This window comes from Rhizobium sp. 01N424, assembly GCF_056399485.1.
This window is the reverse complement of sequence record NZ_JBFTRK010000016.1, coordinates 51,025-71,434: the sequence shown is the minus strand read 5'-3', so window position 1 is coordinate 71,434 and position 20,410 is coordinate 51,025. Positions and strand designations below refer to the sequence as shown.

General features: G+C 57.4%; 18 protein-coding genes and 1 pseudogene. 12 read left to right on the top strand and 7 right to left on the bottom strand.

What is annotated here, in order from left to right:
* Positions 1–523 precede the first annotated feature (523 nt).
* Positions 524–1,405 (bottom strand): LysR family transcriptional regulator, encoded by an 882-nt coding sequence (locus AC1DNK_RS27240; protein WP_477944208.1) that lies wholly within the window; start codon positions 1,403–1,405, stop codon positions 524–526.
* 116 nt (positions 1,406–1,521) lie between these two features.
* Here AC1DNK_RS27240 and AC1DNK_RS27235 point away from each other — a divergent pair, with 116 nt between their 5' ends.
* The 4 genes from AC1DNK_RS27235 (at position 1,522) to AC1DNK_RS27220 (ending at position 4,478) form a co-directional block, all read left to right on the top strand.
* Entirely contained in the window at positions 1,522–2,400 is an 879-nt protein-coding gene (locus tag AC1DNK_RS27235; protein WP_477944207.1) for an NmrA/HSCARG family protein, read from the top strand.
* A 42-nt stretch (positions 2,401–2,442) separates the two neighbouring features.
* The gene (locus AC1DNK_RS27230) at positions 2,443–3,387 is read left to right on the top strand and encodes an alpha/beta hydrolase (protein WP_477944206.1); all 945 of its coding nucleotides are present in this window, start codon (positions 2,443–2,445) and stop codon (positions 3,385–3,387) included.
* A gap of 17 nt (positions 3,388–3,404) precedes the next feature.
* Positions 3,405–3,782 (top strand): hypothetical protein, encoded by a 378-nt coding sequence (locus AC1DNK_RS27225; protein ID WP_477944205.1) that lies wholly within the window; start codon positions 3,405–3,407, stop codon positions 3,780–3,782.
* Between the two features lie 66 nt (positions 3,783–3,848).
* Positions 3,849–4,478, top strand: a complete 630-nt coding sequence (locus AC1DNK_RS27220) for an NAD(P)-dependent oxidoreductase (RefSeq protein ID WP_477944204.1) — start codon at positions 3,849–3,851, stop codon at positions 4,476–4,478.
* Positions 4,479–4,648: 170 nt separating this feature from the next.
* Here the strand turns inward: AC1DNK_RS27220 and AC1DNK_RS27215 are convergent, their stop codons facing one another.
* Positions 4,649–4,969, bottom strand: a complete 321-nt coding sequence (locus AC1DNK_RS27215; RefSeq protein WP_477944203.1) for a hypothetical protein — start codon at positions 4,967–4,969, stop codon at positions 4,649–4,651.
* 136 nt (positions 4,970–5,105) lie between these two features.
* Here AC1DNK_RS27215 and AC1DNK_RS27210 point away from each other — a divergent pair, with 136 nt between their 5' ends.
* On the top strand, positions 5,106–6,092 hold the full coding sequence (locus tag AC1DNK_RS27210) for a YihY/virulence factor BrkB family protein (protein WP_477944202.1): 987 nt from the start codon (positions 5,106–5,108) through the stop codon (positions 6,090–6,092).
* A gap of 739 nt (positions 6,093–6,831) precedes the next feature.
* On the opposite strand, the gene AC1DNK_RS27205 is transcribed toward AC1DNK_RS27210, so the two are convergent.
* Entirely contained in the window at positions 6,832–8,124 is a 1,293-nt protein-coding gene (locus tag AC1DNK_RS27205; RefSeq protein WP_477944201.1) for a TadE/TadG family type IV pilus assembly protein, read from the bottom strand.
* 262 nt (positions 8,125–8,386) lie between these two features.
* On the opposite strand from AC1DNK_RS27205, the pseudogene AC1DNK_RS27200 reads away from it, so the two are divergent.
* Positions 8,387–8,774: pseudogene (locus AC1DNK_RS27200) on the top strand (copper resistance protein).
* Here the strand turns inward: AC1DNK_RS27200 and AC1DNK_RS27195 are convergent.
* A complete protein-coding gene (locus AC1DNK_RS27195; protein ID WP_477944242.1) occupies positions 8,764–8,976 on the bottom strand; it encodes a hypothetical protein in 213 nt (70 codons plus the stop codon). The pseudogene AC1DNK_RS27200 and the gene AC1DNK_RS27195 sit on opposite strands and share 11 nt — an antisense overlap.
* Between AC1DNK_RS27195 and AC1DNK_RS27190 the strand changes: the two genes are divergently transcribed.
* From AC1DNK_RS27190 to AC1DNK_RS27180, 3 genes are all read left to right on the top strand, one after another.
* A complete protein-coding gene (locus tag AC1DNK_RS27190) occupies positions 8,891–9,106 on the top strand; it encodes an aldo/keto reductase (RefSeq protein WP_477944200.1) in 216 nt (71 codons plus the stop codon). The genes AC1DNK_RS27195 and AC1DNK_RS27190 overlap by 86 nt on opposite strands.
* A gap of 178 nt (positions 9,107–9,284) precedes the next feature.
* Positions 9,285–9,767 carry a pyridoxamine 5'-phosphate oxidase family protein gene (locus AC1DNK_RS27185; protein WP_477944199.1) on the top strand — a complete coding sequence of 161 codons (483 nt, stop codon included), beginning with the start codon at positions 9,285–9,287 and terminating at the stop codon, positions 9,765–9,767.
* A gap of 583 nt (positions 9,768–10,350) precedes the next feature.
* Positions 10,351–11,091: an outer membrane protein gene (locus AC1DNK_RS27180; RefSeq protein ID WP_477944198.1), complete on the top strand. Its 741-nt coding sequence runs from the start codon at positions 10,351–10,353 to the stop codon at positions 11,089–11,091.
* Positions 11,092–12,218: 1,127 nt separating this feature from the next.
* On the opposite strand, the gene AC1DNK_RS27175 is transcribed toward AC1DNK_RS27180, so the two are convergent.
* Complete coding sequence (locus AC1DNK_RS27175; RefSeq protein ID WP_477944197.1) at positions 12,219–12,386, bottom strand: Thivi_2564 family membrane protein; 168 nt, start codon at positions 12,384–12,386, stop codon at positions 12,219–12,221.
* Between the two features lie 1,200 nt (positions 12,387–13,586).
* Between AC1DNK_RS27175 and AC1DNK_RS27170 the strand changes: the two genes are divergently transcribed.
* Positions 13,587–14,120, top strand: a complete 534-nt coding sequence (locus AC1DNK_RS27170) for a DUF992 domain-containing protein (RefSeq protein WP_477944196.1) — start codon at positions 13,587–13,589, stop codon at positions 14,118–14,120.
* A gap of 385 nt (positions 14,121–14,505) precedes the next feature.
* The gene (locus tag AC1DNK_RS27165; RefSeq protein WP_477944195.1) at positions 14,506–14,706 is read left to right on the top strand and encodes a CsbD family protein; all 201 of its coding nucleotides are present in this window, start codon (positions 14,506–14,508) and stop codon (positions 14,704–14,706) included.
* 560 nt (positions 14,707–15,266) lie between these two features.
* Here the strand turns inward: AC1DNK_RS27165 and AC1DNK_RS27160 are convergent.
* Together AC1DNK_RS27160 and AC1DNK_RS27155 are read right to left on the bottom strand one after the other, a co-directional pair.
* A complete protein-coding gene (locus AC1DNK_RS27160) occupies positions 15,267–18,395 on the bottom strand; it encodes a PAS domain-containing protein (RefSeq protein WP_477944194.1) in 3,129 nt (1,042 codons plus the stop codon).
* A 15-nt stretch (positions 18,396–18,410) separates the two neighbouring features.
* The gene (locus AC1DNK_RS27155) at positions 18,411–18,617 is read right to left on the bottom strand and encodes a hypothetical protein (RefSeq protein ID WP_477944193.1); all 207 of its coding nucleotides are present in this window, start codon (positions 18,615–18,617) and stop codon (positions 18,411–18,413) included.
* A gap of 875 nt (positions 18,618–19,492) precedes the next feature.
* Here AC1DNK_RS27155 and AC1DNK_RS27150 point away from each other — a divergent pair.
* On the top strand, positions 19,493–20,011 hold the full coding sequence (locus tag AC1DNK_RS27150) for a hypothetical protein (protein WP_477944192.1): 519 nt from the start codon (positions 19,493–19,495) through the stop codon (positions 20,009–20,011).
* Positions 20,012–20,410 lie beyond the last annotated feature (399 nt).

Sequence of the window (20,410 nt, the reverse complement as noted above, 5' to 3'; positions counted from 1 at the left end):
TTTTTCTTGGATAGCTTGCGCGAGCGACGGACACCTTCCGCCTTTTCACGGGCGCGCTTGACCGATGGCTTCTGAAGATCGGGCGGGAGACTCTCTCTAACGTTGCCATGGCGAGTTTTGAACATGCAGTTAATAGCACGCCTGTTGCAGCCGTCGCTTTCAACAATCTTGCCTATTTCGCATGTCACGCGCGGCCATTCGTGCTTGACGACGAAAGCGCCAAGGTGCGCCAGAGCGCCAGGACATTGTAGACCCTGGCGGGGCTTCTTTCTGATGGGTGACTTTTTTGCCGATGTCGCACTTGACGACAGCCTGACACCTTTGCCGAATTACGGTTCACACATGTCGGGCCCCGGCAGTTTTCGACCTTCAGTTGTGCCTACGTGTGGATTGAGAATTCTCGCAGCTTCGCTATCCAACCATTTGTCACTTGAAACCGGCCCTTTTCACAGGTCAAGCCATCCCGGCAACATGCGCGACGCATTGGCGGTAGTGAATTGACACACGGTACCCGATTCGCCGCTCAGACGAAGGTCTTCTCCGGAAATGCGCTCCCGACCACCTCGAGAAATGCCCGCACCTTTGCGCCAATCAGGCGGCGGGAGCTCTGTAGCGCCCAGATCTCCACAGGCGGCCCGGTGCGCGTTCCCCAATAGGCAAGCCTCCCGGCTTCGATGTCTTCGGCAACGAGAAGTTTGGGCAGCAAAGCTGCACCGGCACCCGCTAGCACGGCATCGCGCACCATTAGCAAGGAAGAGAGGCGGAGAACCGGGTCCGGCCGCAAGACGATGTCGGCGTCGGAGCCTATCCGCCAGAGGGTCCCAGGCGGTGTCGCGGAGAGCAGAACCGCCCTCACGACAGTTTCCTCGCCATCCGCGCCTGCAACAGGGCGCGGCATTCCGGGTGGCGCCACGATCAGGCGTTCATCGTTGAGGAAGCGGCGGCCGACGAGGCGTTCGTCCGGAGACGGGTCGATCCGGATGATCAGATCGTAACCGTCCTCGACCGGATCGACCTTGCGGTCCTCGGCGACGATTTCGAGCTGGACTTCCGGATAGGCCAAGGCGAACCTCACGCCGATCCGGGGCAGAGCGACATGAGCAAAGACCACCGGCGCGCTCACCCGTAGCCTGCCCCTCGGGGTGGATGCGCCTAGCACAACCGCCTCACCGGCTTCCGCGATTTCACTCAGCAGTCCATGCGTGCGCTCATGCAGCGCCCGTCCTTCATCCGTTAGTCGCAAAGTCTGCGATCCGCGCTCGATCAGCCTTACGCCGAGGCTTTCCTCCAGTTCGGCCACGCGCCTCGACAAGGTGGCCTTTGAGCGGCCCGAGACGCGGGACGCGCGCCCGAATCCCCCATTGGCAGCGACAAGGTCGAAGTCGGATAACGCCTGAAGATCCATGTGTGGTGTTCCATATTGGAGACGATCCATCTCGATTTTGGCATCTTCTCGGCAGGAATGAAACGGTTATCTTTCTTCTCAACAGATGCACACACGAATATTACGGAGATTTCGACATGACCATTCTCGTGGCAGGTAGTACAGGAACCATCGGGGCACAGGTTCTGGCCCATCTTCAAACCCGCAACGCCGACGTTAGTGCCCTGACGCGCTCACCGGAGACGGCACAGCTTCCCGCCGGCGTGACGGCAGTTCGCGGTGATCTCGCCGATCCGGACCCGGTGCGCACGGCACTCGAAGGCGTCAGCACGCTGTTCGTGCTTGCCCCGAATGTCGCCGATGAACTTACCCCGGCCATGCTGACGCTGACGGTCGCCCGCGAGGCCGGCGTCAAAGGTATCGTTTATCTCTCGGTCTTCGGCGGCGACGCCTATGCCGACGTACCGCATTTTGCCGGCAAATACACGGTCGAGCGCATGATCGAGGCGCTCGACCTACCCGCGACAGTTCTGCGTCCCGCCTATTTCATCCAGAACGATCTTCGCCAGAAGGACGGACTTCTGAAGGACGGCGTCTACGGCTCGCCGATAGGCGACAAGGGTGTCTCGATGGTTGATATCCGCGATATCGGCGAGGCCGCGGCGATCGAGCTGGTCCGCCGTGAAGAGGCCCCGACGCCACTCGGCCGCAAGACATACGCCCTCGTTGGTCCGGACAGCCTGACTGGCGAAGGGATCGCCACCATCTGGAGCGAAGCCCTCGGTCGGGCGATCCGTTATGGCGGCGACGATCTCGTCGCTACGGAACAGCGCACCAAGACCATGCTGCCCGCCTGGCATGCGCTCGATTTGCGTCTGATGTTCAGCCGCTATCAGACGGAAGGTGCCGTGGCGGGTGCTGACGATATCGCCCGCCTGACCACTCTCCTCGGTCGCGCGCCGCGGTCATATGCTGCTTTTACCCGGGATGCCGCTGCCCAGTGGGCGAAGGGCTGAGAACGTGCCCATCCCCAATCCTCCCAATGAAGGAGATCTGCCATGCTGACGATCCAACCTCTCCTGGCCGAAGACGTTCCGGCAATGGCCGCGATGCGAAAGGCAGCATCCGCACACAAGGGCGAAAAGCTCGGCCCGGAGGCGCGGCCGATGTTCGACACCATGTTTGCCGCAACACCAGCAGCTCCTGATGTCCGGGTCGAGGCCGCGACGGTCGGGGGGATTGCAGGCCTCTGGCTCCGAGTGTCAAACGCTCGACCCGGAGCCCGCATTATTTATATTCACGGCGGCGGCTACGTGCTCGGCTCGGCCAAGGCGTTTACCGGCTTCGTCGGCCAGATCGCAGTGCGCGTCGGCGCCGATGCCTTCGTCCCGGACTACCGGCTGGCACCCGAGCACCCGTTTCCGGCCGCGATCGACGATGCGGTCGCCGCCTATCGCGGCATGGTCTCGGACGGGGCTGAGCAGATCGTGGTCGTTGGGGATTCGGCGGGTGGCGGTCTGACGCTGGCGCTGCTGTCGATCCTCGCCTCCGACAAGACAAATGGCTTGGTGCAGCCCGCCGGTGCAGCCGTTATGTCGCCCTGGACCGACCTCGCGCTCACAGGCGAGAGCTTGGAGACGCGAGCGGAGGCGGATCCAATTTTTACGCGCGGCGTGCTTGAGGGCTTCGCCGAGATGTATCTGCAGGGCGAGGACGCCAGGAATCCCAAGGCGTCGCCGCTCCATGCCCAGCTCAAGGACTTGCCGCCTATTCGTATCGATGTCGGCGGTGACGAAGTGCTGTTCACCGATTCCACACGCTACTTGGAACGGGCACAAGCGGCAGGCACAGAGGTGATGCTATCGGTCTGGGAGGGCATGGCGCATGTCTTCCAGTCCTCCCTCGGCCAGTTTTGCGCTGCCGAGCAGTCCCTGAATGCCATCGGTGATTTCCTCCGCGATCGGCTGGATGCCGCGGCCGATGTCCTCGTTTCCTCAAATTAATCCAAAGGTGCCTGATCATGACTCGCGTATTGTTCGTAGGCCAGAAGCCTGAAACCGTCGACTTCTCCGATCCCTCTTTGCCACCGGGGTTCAACGCTGAGAAAATCCAGGCGGGCATCGACCTCGCAGAGACGACCATGACCGAGCGCGGTTGGGACGCCGATATATGCATGATCGCTCCCGACGACACAGGCATTGCAACATTGGCCGCGAAGCTGGCGAGTGTGGACTATGATTGCGTCGTGATCGGTGGCGGGCTGCGCCTCCCGCCCAGAGGGCTTCCGTTCTTCGAGAAGGTCGTCAACGCGATCCACCAAGGCTCACCGAAGGCAGCGATCGCATTCAACACCCGTCCTGAAGATACGGCGGAGGCCGCGGCACGTTGGATTGGCTAACGCCATCGGGGATTTGCTGCACAACCCATTTATGGACGAATTACATCACCACTTCGGAGATTTGACATGAGAATTCTGGTATTGGGCGCGACCGGCGCCACCGGCCGGCTGATCGTCGGCAAGGCCATAGCAAAGGGATACGAGGTCGTTGCCCTCGTCCGCTCTAAGGCAAAAGCTGCGGATCTCGCCGACTCCGAGTTGATCGAAGGCGATGCCCGCGATCCCGCCGCGCTGACCCGCGCTATTGCCGGCTGTGATGCCGCCGTTTCTTCTTTGGGTACGGCCATGAGCCCGTTCAAGGAGGTGACCCTACTCTCGACGGCGACGCGGGAGCTGGTCGGTGTTATGGAGCAGCAGAACATCCGTCGTCTGGTGTGCATCACTGGCCTCGGCGCCGGCGACAGCCGCGGCCATGGCGGCTTTTTCTTCGACCGGCTATTCCTGCCCTTGATGCTGCGCAGGGTCTACGAAGACAAGGACCGTCAGGAAAATGCCATCCGAGCCAGCACACTCGACTGGACCATCGTCCGCCCGACCGTGCTCAATGACAAGCCGGCGCGCGGCGGCATCAAGGCGTTGACAGACCTGTCCGGCGTCCATGGCGGCACCATCGCCCGATCCGATGTCGCCGCGTTCGTCGTGCAGCAACTCGCCGTAGATAGCTGGCTGCGCAAGGCACCACTGATTACGTGGTAGCCTTGGAACGAGGTAGAGACATGGTTTCGGGCTATAATCTTACCACATAGCATCTGCCTGCTGAAGGAGCGCATGCAAGAGCGCTACCACTTCCTTGTCACCAGCCTCACCCGTCGGCTTCAGTCGGACTGCGGTGTGCACCAAGACGAGATGGGTTGCCGCATATCGTGTCATCCTAAGCCAAGAGAACGTGGGATTGCGGTCGAGATAGTCTTGCAGCGTGTGTGTGTCTGCCCTCGGAACGTATAACTTAGCTTCAGTTCGTGCGGAGCACGGGCCAGAAGCGAAGGCTTGTCGGCGCGCACGAGCTGCGTCAGGTCGAGCTTATCAGCATGGCTGTAATTGCATACCATGTTCGATTGAAGTTCTTCTCCATACGCACCCATCCAAACACGAAGTTTGGCAAACTGGCGTCGGGTGTTTGAAGTCCCCTTGATGATATCACCGATCATGCCGAGGACCCGCGTCCAGTCCACCGCAAGCTCGAACATCTAATGATCTCCCACAATTGCCTGTTCTCAATTTGCTCCCCATCACGATTTGACAACCCGCGGGGTTTGCACATCTTCGAAGTGACTTTTTCGGGCGCCAGGATTGTGGCACCAATGGGATCGGGGAGCACCAGCGATGCGTAAAGAGAACAATAGGGAGACCGCGGAGAAATTTGAGGCAGGTCGAGGACGCAAGGCCAATTCCCCAAATGAAATCCCAGCAAAAGGTCTGAGGGATGTATTCTGGCGAGTCGTCCAATCGGTTATGGCCGACCGCGTCACGTTGATCGCGGCGGGTGTGACGTATTTCCTGCTGCTGTCACTATTTCCGGCATTGGGGGCACTAGTCGCGCTCTATGGGTTCGTCGCGGATCCAATGACGATTATGGACCATATCAGCTTTATTGCCGGCGTTTTTCCCCCTGGGTCGTTCGATCTCATTCTCAACCAATTGACAGCCTTAACCCAGCAGAAAACCTCTAGTCTTAGCTTGGCCTTTATTACGGGCTTGGTGGTTGCGATCTGGAGCGCCAACAGCGGCATGAAAGCGCTGTTCGACGCAATGAACGTTGCTTATCAGGAGGACGAGAAACGCAGCTGGATAAGTCTCAATCTCTTATCTCTTGCCTTCACCTTTGGCGCTTTGATGATCGCAATTGTCCTCATCGCAGCGATTGGAGTCATGCCCGCGGCTCTTGCCTATCTTTGGCTTGAACGATGGCAGGAGCTACTAGCCCGCTTCGCCCGTTGGCCGTTTATTCTGGTTTTCGTCGCCTGCGGCATCGCGGTTATCTACCGGTATGGCCCAAGCCGAGAAAAGGCAAGGCTCAAGTGGATAAGCTGGGGTGTTGTCTTAAGCACTGCGCTATGGCTCGCCGCGTCGATGCTGTTTTCCTTCTACATCGAGAATTTCGCCAACTATAATGTTACATACGGCGCGCTGGGCGCCCTTATTGGTCTGATGGTTTGGGTGTGGATATCGGTAGTCATTCTGATCGTTGGCGCCGAGCTCAACGCGGAGCTGGAACACCAAACCTTTCGTGACTCAACGACGGGCATGCCAAAGCCTATGGGCGAGCGCGGCGCTTTCGTGGCAGATACCGTCGGAAAAGCTGCTGACTGATCCTGGGGCAGGGGGACGAATTTGTCTATTGGCGCCGATCGCCTCCCCTGACAGGGCCGCTTCCACCCAGATCACGTGGAAAGAGTCAAACTTCTCTTTTTGAGTAACTGGTGCGTCTGTTGTGATTGGACGATGCCCGGAAGCGGTCGTGATGTCATTCTGACAGATCCTTTAACAGGGCATTCAACCGACATTCAGCGCACAATGCCATAATGCCAGTCATTCCGGAATGTCCATCGCACTGAGCTTGGGTTCGACCGGTCTATGGAGCAGAATAATGTTCAGGAAAGTCATCGTCTCGACACTTCTCCTTGCCGCGATAACCGCCCCCGTGTCGCTCGCTGCTGGGACAGCCGGGGCACAGGAGTACGACGGACGGGGCTGGCATGACGATCGAGATTGGGGAGGTCCTCCGCCGGAGTGGCACCGCCATCATCACCATCGCGACTACGGCGGACTGATTGCGGGCGGTATAGCTGCAGGCCTTGTCGGTGGCCTCATCGGCAGCGCAATCGATAATGGCGGGCCGCGCTATTATTTACCGCCGCCGCCACAGTGCTGGTATCAGGGCCAGTCTGTCCAGGGCAGCTATGACGACGGGTACCACACCGAGAGCGTACGCGTTTGCCGTTGAAGCGCAGGACATCGGTATGTGGGGCTTTGCCTGACGCTGCCACTCCTACCTACTGGCAGCGCGGTGGCGGATCGACATCGGCTTGTCGATGAAGTGTTGTAGTTTCTAAGATGTCAGACGCGGTTGCTTAACGACCCTTAGGAACAAAGCCTTCATCGCATCCGCGATACCGTCAGTTGGCGTTACTTCGAAGTAAAGTCCGGGTGAGGCGCATTCCGCCATCTTGTTGGAAATCTGGCTTTGGAACGGGGAAATCCAAGTGTTGTACCAGCTGTTCCTTGGAAGCGGCAAGTAGGTCGTGTAGAGGACGGCGATCTTCACACCGCGTGCCTTCAACGGAGCGCAAAAACTCGTATCGATAGGTTCCTGGCAGCGGCCACCGGTCGTTTTCTTCGTGCAAGAAGATGGCTTGTAGCTGTCGCCGACGCCATCGGCTACGAAGAACAGGATCTTCTGGGGGTCCGCAGAGGTGTTCCCGCTCCCCGGGAGCGTGATGATCGTGTTCATCTGCGTCAGGGCACTGTCGAAGCTCGTAGTTTGGTCGCTGTTGTATCCCTGGCTTGGGATAGTCATCAGGTCAACGGCATCGGTGTAGGATCGAACTTGATCCAGATCGTAGGTCGGGTTCGAAATGGTGGTGAGTTTAGCATCCTCGGCTTTAGTGCCAAATGTGTAGACACCCATTCGAAACTGGTTACTGGCAACGCGTGTGCTCTTTGCGGTTGTTGTCAACTGCTGGGTCGCCTGGCGAACAGTGTCTATACGCATCGTTACCCCGAGTGTCTTCGCGAGATTGTAATAGCTCTTGTTGCCGCTCGCGATATCGTGACAGGCGAATGCGCAGCTGTCGGTCGTGTTGGCTTGCATCTTGGCGACATCAGCCGCGGTGGCGCCGACACCCATCGACGGAGTGTTGTCGATAAGGATATAGAAATCCATAAATGATGCCGTCTGATATTCCGCGCTAGCGGTCCCCGAGATGTCGATGCTCGTTTTACCAAACATGGCCATGAAGGACGTGGGTATCGACGTCTTGAAGGCTATGTTTGAGGTCACCTTATTCAGATTGCGCGTCACCGTCACCGACAGATCCATTGGAAGCGTAGCAGCCTCCCCAGACATCTGGCCGGCGAAAAGTTTGCGTGCTTCGCTTTCGCCAACCGATATGGAGCCGTCAGCCGGCATCGCCATGGCTTGGGTAACCGCCAGGGATTTCGCCGCTACCGCTCCGACGGCAGCCGCGTCGGCCGCGTCAAAGAGTTGCGTGCGGATTTCCAACGCATGCGAGAAGTCGATAGCCATCCCCGCCGCGCCGACCAGGGGCATGAAAAGAACTGCCGTGAGCAACCCGAAATTGCCGGAGCGGCATGAAAGAATGCGCTTGATTGTCGTTATCATGCCGGACGGTACCAAGAGGAACATGTGCGAGTTTTAGCAGTCGCCTTTTAAGCTCTAGCTAACTAGCTTGGTAAAGCAAAATCAAATGCTTACAGCTAAAACGCGAGCGATAGGCGTTGCTCAGCCCATGATGGTAGTTGTTTTCGGCGTCGCTTAACATGTTCAGGAAACTGTCAGTATGCCGCTATAGGCGTGAGCAAGCTTTTACCTATGAGGTCAATCTGGAATGCCTGCCAAAACCTAGGCTGTAACTGTTCTCGCTATCTTCTGCTCATCCGTCTCATCGTTTGCCGCGCCAACTGTGAAGGTCACCGAAGACGGAGAGGGCGGCGGTCCAATGACGGTGTTCATTGATCAACTTCGATCAAGTCGGGAGAAATGACGTTTGTGGTCCACAATGACGCCATGACTGAGGAGCACGAGATGGCTCTCGTCAAGCTGAAGTCAGCCGATACGATTATCCCGGTCGTCACGGCTAAGCACAGAGTGGATGAGTCCAAACTCAAGAGCCTGGGCGAAGTCTCGGATTGAAGCCAGAGACTGACGGCCGCTTGAAGGCCAATCTCATTTCGGGCTCCTACCCGTTGCTGTGCAACATCAAGGGTCATTACGAGGCTGGCATGCACGCTGTTCTGACGGTCACAAAGTGACGGCTGACTGAACGGCGATAACCCATTTGGTGGTATGCTGTTCACCGAGCGTAATTTTGATGTCGTCGATGTGGTGAAAGCCATGGCGTCGGAAATCCGGGCGGTCGCCGGCCGAGGTGGCGCTGAAATGGCTTTCCGACCGACCGGGCGTTTCGTCAGTACTGATCGGCGCAAGCCGGGTCGAGCAGTTGCAGCAGAACATCGCTTCGCTCGGTATTGAGTTGGACTTAAGCCAGCTTGACAGGCTGGACAGTCATCGGCACTGCCCATGCTCCAACCCTACTAATCTTCCAAATGCCGACGCACCGTCTGTTCGGCGGCCAGAAGGTTGAGGCCTGGCGTCGCGGGTATTGAGAGTTGCCACAGCCTCCCGCTCGCCGGCTGTGGAGGCCTGCGTTCATTTCAATCGCTTGCCCGTCATCGTGCATCGATCGGATGAACGCCAAAGCGCACGGTGTGGAACTTCGCCCGGTATCGGTCGTTTTCTAAGACCGTTTAGGAGAAACACGCATGGCGAATATCGAACACGACAACGAGAAGGTATGGGACCTTGCCAAAAAAATCGGCTTCTGCATGCTGACGACACAATCCGGCGCGGAGTTGAAGGCGAGGCCAATGTCAGCACATGGCGAGCGAGTTGAAAACGCCTTCTACTTCCTGACCGATGTCGAGAGTCACAAGGACGAGGAAGTCGAGCAGCATCCTAACATCTGCTTGGCATTTGCCGACGCAAAGGGGCAGAAATATGTGTCTATCTCCGGGGTCGCCCGGGTGCTGAACGATCGCGAGAAGATCCATGAACTGTGGTCGACGCCCGCGAAGGCATGGTGGGATAGCGCTGACGATCCGTCGATCCGGATCCTGAAGGTCACGCCTAGTTCGGCTGAGTACTGGGATAGTCCAGGGACTCTGATTAGCTATATCAAGATGGCGGCTGCAGCCGTTAGCAGTACCAGACCTGATCTGGGTGACCACAACAAAGTGGAGATGTAAGGGCATATGGCGGGCCAAAGCCCGCCATTTTTTTGTTCTACCAGAGAATCGAGGCGGGTTACCCAGGCCCGGCACGTTCAAACCGACATCTGCAATCGCAGAGCGGGCGGCGAAAGGATTGAAGCTCCGCTAAAATTCAAGCCAGTCGGAACATATCGGCGTGGCGCTAGGCTATCACTTCGGGCTGCAATTGTTGCCGCCCCCTCCAAAAGCTCTCAGATCGCACGGCCCAACTTCTAGCTAGCGCTACTGCCACAATCGTGAGGAGGGCGCCGTCGCAGCCTCAGTAGCCAGCGGCCGGTAGCAATGTCTTCCTTTATCATTCTCAGCGCGGACATCGCTTCCCCGACCAGACCTCCGAAACTCAGGTGGAGGGATCGTTTAGGTATCGTAGCAGTGGTCTTCCTACACAATAGTGCGGCAAAGCCCGTCGCGTCCCGGCGTATTCGGCGTTGCCTTTTTGTCACGGCCACTTCCGAAGGACGAACACTTAACCTCGCTGATCTGGTCGGAGACCGCGTCTCTCCTAGTTGTTGCGTCAGGAGCTATCGATTGTTTCGATGGCATGGAGCGCAGGTCTACCATGAAAATTTCAGCCGCACTTTTCGCCGTTATGGTTTCTTCAACGTCATCGGCTTTCGCTGCGGATTTGGTTGCGCCCGTTGAGCAGGCCGTTTCGGTTCAGTCGACCTCCGGATTTTACATCGGTTCGCTGAGTTCCGTGAATTTTCTGGACGACACAAGTTTCGATTTCGCCGGCGGGACGGTCAGAACGGACTACGATGTTGGCTATTACAGCGCACTTCGTGCAGGTTATGACTTCGGAGCTTATGGTTTTGTATCCCCCCGACTCGAGCTTGAACTAGGTTATGGTACTGCCAGCGTCGACGAACATAGCGTCGGCGGCGTCGGGTTGGGTGGCATCAATTCATACGGCGATGCAAGGACATTTCAGGGTTATGTCAACGGGTACGTCGATGTTCCGCTCGCTACCGACGGGGCCTTGAGCGCTATCATCCCATATGTCGGCGGCGGCGTCGGCTTCATAAACGTGGATCTGCGCAAGCAAGGCGTCGGGGGTGTAGGAACATTGATGGATGACAGCGACACGGCGTTTGCATATCACCTCGATGCCGGGGTTGGCATCAATTTGCAGGGACTTGGCTTGTTCTCGAACGTCTCGCTATTCGACAACACGACGCTCGATATCGGGTACAGGTTCACGGCTGCGGACAACTTCGACTTCACAGCTCGAGATGGAACGTCTTCCAGTACCGATTTCCGGAGCGATGCTGTTACGTTCGGTTTCCGGAAGAGCTTCTAAGCCAGCCAAGCGGGAGAAAACTCCCGCTCAGGCCACTGCTCGAGTGTTACATTTGGTGTCGGCGGGATCCAACACAGCTGCGAGATCGCTGATGAATGCGCGGGTCGATGGACGATCGAACCGTGAAAGATATACGTCGTGTAGAGCAAATGCAGCTCACGATGACATCGCGGTCTCTCGGCTGACGGCAGGCCCGCTTTGCTTAAGGAGCAATAAAGTTTACACCGTGCAGAGAGCGTTGCCAGGGCCTGGTTCCAGCCGACACCACTCGTGAACAATGTGCTCGGGGAGAAATAAATAGGAGTTTGAGGTGCTTTGTATCAAGCTCCCCGGGTCCCGAAAACGGGCGCTTACCGCCTCGCCGTCAGCTGGACTGATTGTTGAGTTCCAACGCGATAGACGGCGACGACAACGGACAACACTGCTAGCGGGTGTGAGTGGAGCTCCGCGCCTCCACGCGTGATTTGGAACTCAAGGACAGTCGCTTTTTTTGAATGTCTCTTTTCAAGGCGATCACTCGACGCTGGCAAAAGAGGGCCACGTTCAATGGGAACGCGGCCAAGCCAAGAGCGAATTTCATGAGGAAAGTATGTTTTATCCTGATGTGATTTCCTCAATACCGCTTCGCCTCAGACACTCTCAGTGGCGCGTTCTTTACGGTGGCGGCAGGAGCGAGCCCCCTCTTCGGCAATGACCTTCAATGATTGCCAGTCGGGTATGTCTCTTTCGCCAAGTCGCTCCTGGATAGCAATAAGCATCTAACCGGCCGACTCAACCGCGTCTGCATCTCTGCAGACTCGAAATTGTTCCGTGGATGCCGTTACGCAGGCGCGCGCCGCCCCGCTTTCCCAAGGAATTGAGTCTGATAGTTCTTCCTTCAGCGTATGCGTCCGCGATGCCGACATGATTGTTTTCCAACATAACACCCAGAGTGAAGACGATGTTTCCATGAGTTGCCAAGCTTCGTCGGCTTAGCTGCCCATTCAGTTCGTCCGAAATGGATTTGACAAATCAAAAGCCCGCCGACGCGAGCTCGACGAGCTGATGCTGATGGGCCAGCGGTATATGGCTACGAGACCGTTAGATAGAGATAACCATATGCATTATGTTGGCAACGATTCCCAGCGCTACCAATCCGCGAGGTACTTCAGGAGCGATATGATGCCGATAATGATAACGATGATCTGAACAATTTGGCGCATTCGGCCGTCTATGGGCAAACGCTGGACCAGGTACAGTACGAAAATAATAACAAGAAACGCGATCAGAATTCCGATCAAAACAGATGCACCCATGTAAGTTGCAATTCCTATGAAAAGTTCGTCAAAAACGACATGAACTAGCTATGCATGATCTTCCCGAAGGAAAGAGCCGGCAAAGATATCCAATTGTCCCATGCGCGGAACTTCCGCTTTTCACCGGCATTGTGTGCGCGGTCGCGTTGCTCGCCTAACTGTGACGCGGTGCCCGAGAGGCCGGAGGCTCGCAGACGTGAAGGTCGAAGGCCCCTTCGTTTCATCGAAGGAGAGGATATGCGGCAATACAGTTGGACGTTGATGAGACCGGGCAATGTTCCCAATGTCGGGATCGGCTCGCTCGAGGAGGTCGAGGGCGCTATTCATCGATGTCAGCTTCTAGGAATCCCCTCAGCAGCTTGATTGATCGACGAACTGAGGGCGAGGCAGCATATCACTGGCACGGCGGGTACAATCATGCACTTGGCGAGCCTGACGAATGGCATTTCGCCTGGATAGCGATCGACGACTAGATCGTCTCATCTCACGTGTTGGGCGTCAAGCTGAGGCCCGATGGCGCGCCCGTATTGAGGAGTGTTTCGAAGAGAGAGCTCGGTGTCGCTCATGGTGCCTGAGTGACTTCGGTTTGTACAGCCTGCGACTGCCACCACGATTAGCAAGCAGACTAAATTCAATTTCATGAGGATCATCCGAATAGGGCGCCCCGGCGAACCAGGGTGACAGTAGAGACAACACTTGATTGATGCGTTGCAAACTGAATAACCAACGTCAACGATCTTGGTTCCAACTGGATGCAGGAATTCGGTCAGGGAAACGGTCGCCAAATTTCAATGCCTTGACTGGCTCAACTCACGGTCAACACTCACGACGGCCACCATTGCCTGTGACGCCGGTCTAATCGAGTGCGAAGATGAGACGACGAAGCCACTGTGTAAGCTTACGCCAGCAGCGCTGGCGACCGCCGCGCCCGCGGTGTCAGGTTCCGGGTTGGGGATGGAAGTAGCTTCGAAATGCAACCCACAAAGGAGCCATGGGGGAAAGACCTTTTGCATGCACACCGCGGCGAGAGATGAGCGCGGAACGTAGTCAAGTCGTAAGCTGAACGCCAACGCTGCGAGAAATCACAGCTGTCTCAGCCGGCTCATGCTGAATATATCTTTGGGTGCGCACCAAAACATTGAACTATTGCGCGTTCGGCGCGTTACGGCGCCGATAGATCAAAGTCCACAGGAGCTTTAGATGAAACGTACTCTCGCAACGTTCGCCGCATTTACATTGGCTTTCGCAGGATCCGCGGGAGCGGTCACCAAGCATCATGCGCCGCAACACTCAAAGCAGCTCGTCGCGCAGGAGCCCAAAGAGCGGTTGGGGACACTGTCCTGCGAAGTCGCCGGCGGCGTCGGCCTCGTCATCGGATCAAGCCGTACGCTTGAGTGCTCGTTCAAGCAACGTACCGGAAAAGTCGAGCGCTACACTGGATCGATCGGAAGGCTCGGGATCGATGTTGGTATCACCGGCAAACGATACATGAGTTGGCTGGTTGTTAATACGACCCCGACCCGCGTCGGCGATGGCGCCCTTGCCGGAACTTACGTCGGCGCCTCTGCCAGCGCATCTGTAGGATTGGGTCTTGGCGCTAATGCGCTCGTCGGTGGCAATGCCAAAAACTTTGCGCTTCAGCCGCTGAGCGCCGAAGCTGGCACCGGACTAAACGTAGCCGCTGGAATTTCGCAGTTGAAGCTGCGCAAGGCTACGAGCCACATCCGAGGCTGACATAACCTTCCTGATCCGAAAGGCGCTTTCGAATGATCATGCACTTCGACGCATTCGACAGTCGGCATCCCGGTTCCCACGGTGCTGGTCTTTCGAGCCTCAGTACCAAAGCGTCTGTAGAGGCTGCCATCTCGGCGGATCGGCGAATTGCCGGCGCCCGGATCACAGCGTCTATTCTCGGACCTTATGTCGTCCTCGCAGGATGCGTGTCGACTCGCGCCGACGAGGGCCTCGCGCTGGAGCTTGCCCGCTCAATCGCATCCGGTTGCCAGGTCATATCCAGAATGATAGTCCGCCCGGCATCGTGAATCTGCTTGATCCCGGCTCATGCCATGCCGAAACAATCGAAAAATGTCGCGTTTAGCGTAAACAGCACGAGATTCAAATGGGTAGCGCCTCCAACGAAATTGAAGGCGCCGCCGACGAAGTTGTTTTGGGAAGGCAGTCCAGCCTGCAGGTAAGGCAGCAGGAAACTATGAGGAACAGGCAAAGGGGTGCTCTTCAGGAAGCCAAGGTGAAGGCACAGGTCGCCAGGGGCGACGCGAGGGAAGCGGTGAAGAAAGTCGTCGACAAGGCTCGATTTTGAGGGCCGGCTTAAACCTCAGCCCGCGCTGGTCGCGGGCTTTTCCAATGGAGTTGGCAGCGCGAGAGCCCAATCTTGGCTTCCGTAGCGCTCTGTCACTGTCACTTATATATCGGCGGTCTGCTTTAACGCAGTCTTTGGATCATAGGTGACCATCGTATGGTAGGGGCCGATGTATCTTGCATATAGGGAAATGGCTCGGTCTAAGAGGCACAGAAACCGTGTGCACGCTTGACGGCCACCATAACTGATAACTCGAAAATTCGCGCCGCTACATTGAGACATATAGTCTCAAAATCAGACGCCGGCCGCTTCGAGAAGAGATGCGGCCGGCTATGTCTCGCCGTAAAGCTCCACGTCGCGTCAGCGCGAGCCCGCCGCTAGCGGCTCTGCAGGCTATTGTTCTACGATTAACTTGGCGCTCGGATCAGCCTCATCCACAGCACTCCCATTATCTCAACTGCGCTTCATGTTTTGGGCTTTCCCCGAATAAGGAGACGCTGCAGAGTGCGTCGATGCATATTGAGCTGCCGTGCCTGACGTCACGCCGCGCGCCGTGAAACCTACTTCGTCGCGTCCACTTCGTCTTCTTGGTCAAGCGACTTGGAGATTGCGTCTCTTGGCAGGATCGCCCGGTTGAGTTGCTCGGCATCGTAGGGCTTGCTGAGAACGACCCCGTCGGAAGCCCGCACGGCCGAGGCGTCACCGGTCGCGAATATGATTCTCGACGAAGGCCGCAAGGCGCGCGCCCGCTCCGCAAGAACTTTGCCCGAGGCGCCCGGAAGGCTGATGTCGGTTACCAGGAGGTCGAAGGGAACCGTTTCCAGCGCGGCCATAGCCTCCTCGGCGCTTCCCGCGTCGACCACGATGTGGCCTGCTTCCTTGAGGATATCGGACGTGTTCATCCGGATCAGCGGATCGTCTTCAACCAGGATGATCGTTAGCTGTGCAGATGGTTCGGGCAACGAAGTCTCAGGGGCTTTTGGAGCCGGGGAGGGCGCAGCACCCGACTTCTGTCGCTGATTGTTGATGACGTGCCTGAACTTTTTTGCCAGGGCATCCCGGGTGTACGGCTTCGAAAGAAGCTCGACGCCGGCGTCGAGCTTGCCGCCGTGGACGATGGAATTCTCGGTATATCCCGATGTGAACAGCACGGCGATCTCGGGGAGGCGCTCTTTGGCCTTGCGCGCCAGCTCAGGGCTTTTCAAATTGCCGGGCATGACGACATCCGTGAACAGGATGTCGATGGGTATGCCGCTATCGATCACGTTAAGCGCGCTGGCGGCATCGACCGCCTTCAGCACACGATAGCCGAGGTCTGCAAGGAGGGCGACAACGGTCTCCCGCACCTCTTCGTCATCCTCGACGACGAGGACGGTTTCCGTGCCACCTGCTATCGGGCCGTTGTCGACGTTCACTTCCATGTCTTCGGCCTGGAGGGCTCTGGGAAGATAAAGCTTGATCGTCGTGCCGTGACCGACTTCGGAATAGATCTTAACATGACCGCCTGACTGCTTGACGAAGCCGTAGACCATCGAAAGCCCGAGGCCGGAACCCTTGCCCTCGGCTTTCGTCGAAAAGAACGGTTCGAAGACCTTGTCGATGATCTCCGGCGACATGCCGGTTCCCGTATCTGTGACGGCCAGCAGGACGTACTGACCGGGCGTTACTTCATCGTGCGTTCGCGCATAAAGCTCGTCGAGATGCGCGTTTGACAGTTCGATGGTGAGCTTGCCCTGGCCGTCCATCGCATCACGCGCATTGATGGCGAGGTTGAGGAGCGCATTCTCGATCTGGGCAGGATCGATAAACGTGTTCCACAGCCCACCCGCCACGACGGTTTCGACCTCGACAGCCTCGCCAATCGCCCGGCGCAGCATGTCGTCCATGCCTTGTACGAAGCGGCTGATGTTCACGACCTTGGGCTCAAGTGCCTGACGCCGACCAAAGGCAAGCAGCTGGCTTGCGAGCTTGGCGCCGCGGCTGACACCCGCCATTGCATTCGACACGCGTTTCTCGGCACGCTCATTGCCGGCGATGTCTTTCGCAAGCAGTGCAAGATTTCCCGATACCACCTGCAGCAAATTGTTGAAGTCGTGAGCCACGCCGCCCGTCAGTTTGCCAACGGTCTCCATCTTCTGAGATTGCGCAAGCTTGACTTCCGCCTGCCGGCGCTCGGCGATTTCAGCGATAACGCGGGCCTCAAGCGTTTCGTTCAGCTGCCGTAGTTGTTCCTCAGCTCGTTCGCGATGCCGGACCTGCTGCGCCAATGTATCTGCCTGCTCCCGCAGCGCAGCTTCGGCTGCCCTTTGATGCGTTATGTCGGTGTGCACGCCGACCCATTCGACGATCTCGCCTGTTTTGTCGAGAATAGGAAGGGCGCGTACCGCAAACTGGCGCCAAGCGCCATCATGCCTGCGCACCCGGTGCTCGTATAAAAACATGGTCTTCGTCGCGACCGCCCGCTGCCAGGCCTCCACACTTCCAGCAGAATCGTCCGGGTGGACCGCCCTCGACCAGCCGTATCCCTGATACTCATCCTGCGTCTGCCCGGTGAGGGCGGCCCATCCGGGTTGTACCCCGACCATGCGGCCATCGGCGCTATTAGTCCACAGGATCCCGTGGACCGCGTCCATGGCGGTGCGGAAGCGCCCATTGCTGAATGCGATGGCGGCCTCGCGGGTCGCACGCTCCTCCACATCGATGCCGAGGATATGGACGCCCGGTATCGAACCATCGGGCTCGACATGCGGTACATACCGCACTTCCAGGCGCCGCAGTGTACCGTCTGCACGCGGCATAGTCGTTTCAGCTGAAAATGTCTCGCCCGATAATCCACGATCGATCGAGGCTTTTCGGTCGGCGTAAGCCTGTTTGCCGATCATACTTTCTACGTGCTGTCCGACCATCGACTGCGGATCGATATCAAACCAGTCTCGGTAAGCGGCGTTTGCAAAGCGATAGATGTGGTCGCGATCCACGTAGGAGATCAGCATTGGAACGGCGTCTGTGACCCGACGCAGCTCGGCCTCGCGGGCAGCAAGCTTGGTCTCCGCGGTAACCTTCGCACTGTTATCGACGATCGTGCACATAACCCCGCCCACCGAACCGTTTGCGTCGTAGACAGGCGTGTAGAAGAGGTCGAGCATCATTGTCTGAGGACCATGCGGTCGCTGAAAAACGATCGGTTGATCACGATGAACCACGGTTTTGCCGTTCAGGCCGCCTTGCAGAATCGGCCGGTTCCAGTCCCAGACCTCGGGGAAGGCGCTTGCAACGGGCGTGCCCAATGCCATTGGATGACGCTCCCCTGCGATCTCCCGGTAGGCATCGTTGTAAAGCATGATGTGATCAGCGCCCCACATGAGCACCTTGGCAACCGGTGAATTTACAATATTGGCGACTGTCGCCCGCAATTCCGCAGACCATTCCTCAACCGCGCCAAGGATGTGATTGGCCCATTCCTTAGTTCGGATGAGGTTGCCACATTCCCCGCCGCCAATCGGCCAGCCGGTAGCAGGGGTTGGCTTCGGCTTCCCATCCACGTCCCTAAGGGCGAGAAGGCCCGCGCGCACGACCTCGCTGGCATTGGCAAAGTTGCCGGATGCGAGGCATCGATTGATGAAACCCTCAAGTTCGGGCGTAAGTGAAACGTTGCGGGATTGACGATTGATCATGGCCGTACGTGCCATTGCGAACTGACTGTGTCAACTGATGTCACGGTCCAGGAAATTTTGCGGATTGGCATAAAACTGACTTTCCAGATCCCCCGCTCTATGGGGTTGCTTTAGGAGCGATTTCTGAAGCAGCGGGATGACTGGCACCTGTCCGATGGCCGGACGAATCGCCCTGTCTATCCAGTCCAGCACCGGACTTTGAACGCTCGCGGGAGTTTGAAGGAAGACTGCGGTCATTACTCAACCCGTCCTATCGTACGAAGCGATGACATCGTCATGCACTGAATCATGAGCGTATGGTCGGCATCGAACCTGAACCCTCAACTCTGGAACGTCCAGCCCCTCCACGTGGCTCCCGGCGACACCTGCGCAGCCTTGTCGACGCCGTGCCAGAATGGCGATCAAACTCAGCGAACTATACCGCCCCTTGGTTGTTCGCTGTGCAACGAGGATGACGCTATGACCTATAAAAACCCCGACCAGACCACCGACGCGGCACGAACCGACCCCAACAGCCAGTGAGAAATTGAAGGATCAGGCAGAAAAAGGCTTTCGCGACGCCAGAGAAAAACCTTCGAAAGACGGGCCGAAAACGTAAAATGTCTAGGTTCAAAGACGTCTCAGCACGCCATGCTCCGATAGATGACCGCACATTGCGAGCGCAGACGAATCCACGGGTTATAGCTGTCCTATGGAGCATGTACGTCGGTATGGCGGGAGTGATTTTGATCGGTACGGTGGTCTCGGATGTCTTCTAGTTTCAACAACGATGACTATGATCCTCTCTTCCATTCGAGCGTACGCACGAGCGAGCGCTACGCCGTAAGCAAGGATCACGCTGGGGCTTTGAAGATCGTAGACACAACGACGGGACTGCCAGCGGCAAGCAACGGCAGAGATTTCGTTCAACTGAGCAAGGTCGATGCGAAGGAGCTAGCCGACGGCTTGAACGCGTGCGATGCCCAAAGAAATGCAGACCCGCTCTTTTAAAAATTCGCAGTTGGATTCTGCTGCAGGGAACAAAGACGTGGTGAGAAGGTTTGCTGTCATACCTTCCTCTGTGACCAGCACATGCCGACCTAGCATCGGACGCGGTACGAAAGAGAATTTCCATGCATCGACACCTCACCCAGTCCTTAGCGACTGCGATCGCACTGCTCGTCCTTTTGTCAGGCGGTGTTGCCCATGCCGACGAGGCGGCCTTTTTGGAATCTCTTTCTGGAAACTGGAGCGGCAAAGGAACCGTCAAGGTCCGTATCAACGCCCCGACCATCAATGTCACCTGCCGCTTCAGGTCCAACACCAGCACCAATTCATTAGCCCTCGGTGGCAAGTGCACCAGCCTTGCCATCTTCTCGCGGGTCATATCCGCAGACCTCAAGGCGAACGGTGGCCGCTACTCCGGCTCTTATGTCGGCGCGGGCACGGGAACGGCCGGTCTTGGTGGGCAACGTTCTGGCGACACCATCAACCTCGGCATCACCTGGGCGAAGGAGGTTAACGGCGACAGGAAAGCGCAGATGACTATCGAAAAAATCGGCTCATCCGGAATGCGTCTCACCACCATTGATACGGATTCGAAGACAGGCAAGCCGGTCATAACCAGCCGAATTGAACTTCGCCGAAACTGAGGCCCGAGAGATCTTTCCTGTACCTTTTGAAATCAGTGAAACCTCCCCTCAAGTATCGCATAGATGGCCGTCATGGAACAACCTCAAATGGATGACATCGAAGAACAGATCGTAATGTTCCGAGCTGCGCTGCCAATATGGAGGACGGAGGATAAGGACCTCGTTGAGCTTGTTCGTAAGTCAAAGCGGACGGTGAGCGCGATGGACAAGCGAACCCTGCATCGTATGCGGGGATCGCTGGGGGCGACAGCGGGTGGGCATGACACGCTGCTTTACTTGAAGAAGGCAGGATGCGGCGGCCGCTCTAGGCGCCGACATCCGTGTGCTCAAAGAATCGCCCGATGCGATGCGCACCGATGTGGAGGTGGCCGCGTCGATGTTGCCGCATCCAATGTCATG

Excerpts from the sequence above, each read along its gene's own strand:
- AC1DNK_RS27235 (WP_477944207.1), top strand. The coding sequence starts at position 1,522 with ATGACCATTCTCGTGGCAGGTAGTACAGGAACCATCGGGGCACAGGTT.
- AC1DNK_RS27175 (WP_477944197.1), bottom strand. The coding sequence starts at position 12,386 with ATGGGTGCATCTGTTTTGATCGGAATTCTGATCGCGTTTCTTGTTATT.
- AC1DNK_RS27205 (WP_477944201.1), bottom strand. The coding sequence starts at position 8,124 with ATGATAACGACAATCAAGCGCATTCTTTCATGCCGCTCCGGCAATTTC.
- AC1DNK_RS27220 (WP_477944204.1), top strand. The coding sequence starts at position 3,849 with ATGAGAATTCTGGTATTGGGCGCGACCGGCGCCACCGGCCGGCTGATC.
- AC1DNK_RS27210 (WP_477944202.1), top strand. The coding sequence starts at position 5,106 with ATGCGTAAAGAGAACAATAGGGAGACCGCGGAGAAATTTGAGGCAGGT.
- AC1DNK_RS27195 (WP_477944242.1), bottom strand. The coding sequence starts at position 8,976 with ATGTTCTGCTGCAACTGCTCGACCCGGCTTGCGCCGATCAGTACTGAC.
- AC1DNK_RS27230 (WP_477944206.1), top strand. The coding sequence starts at position 2,443 with ATGCTGACGATCCAACCTCTCCTGGCCGAAGACGTTCCGGCAATGGCC.
- AC1DNK_RS27225 (WP_477944205.1), top strand. The coding sequence starts at position 3,405 with ATGACTCGCGTATTGTTCGTAGGCCAGAAGCCTGAAACCGTCGACTTC.
- AC1DNK_RS27185 (WP_477944199.1), top strand. The coding sequence starts at position 9,285 with ATGGCGAATATCGAACACGACAACGAGAAGGTATGGGACCTTGCCAAA.
- AC1DNK_RS27165 (WP_477944195.1), top strand. The coding sequence starts at position 14,506 with ATGGGTAGCGCCTCCAACGAAATTGAAGGCGCCGCCGACGAAGTTGTT.
- AC1DNK_RS27150 (WP_477944192.1), top strand. The coding sequence starts at position 19,493 with ATGCATCGACACCTCACCCAGTCCTTAGCGACTGCGATCGCACTGCTC.
- AC1DNK_RS27155 (WP_477944193.1), bottom strand. The coding sequence starts at position 18,617 with ATGACCGCAGTCTTCCTTCAAACTCCCGCGAGCGTTCAAAGTCCGGTG.
- AC1DNK_RS27180 (WP_477944198.1), top strand. The coding sequence starts at position 10,351 with ATGAAAATTTCAGCCGCACTTTTCGCCGTTATGGTTTCTTCAACGTCA.
- AC1DNK_RS27215 (WP_477944203.1), bottom strand. The coding sequence starts at position 4,969 with ATGTTCGAGCTTGCGGTGGACTGGACGCGGGTCCTCGGCATGATCGGT.
- AC1DNK_RS27160 (WP_477944194.1), bottom strand. The coding sequence starts at position 18,395 with ATGGCACGTACGGCCATGATCAATCGTCAATCCCGCAACGTTTCACTT.
- AC1DNK_RS27170 (WP_477944196.1), top strand. The coding sequence starts at position 13,587 with ATGAAACGTACTCTCGCAACGTTCGCCGCATTTACATTGGCTTTCGCA.
- AC1DNK_RS27240 (WP_477944208.1), bottom strand. The coding sequence starts at position 1,405 with ATGGATCTTCAGGCGTTATCCGACTTCGACCTTGTCGCTGCCAATGGG.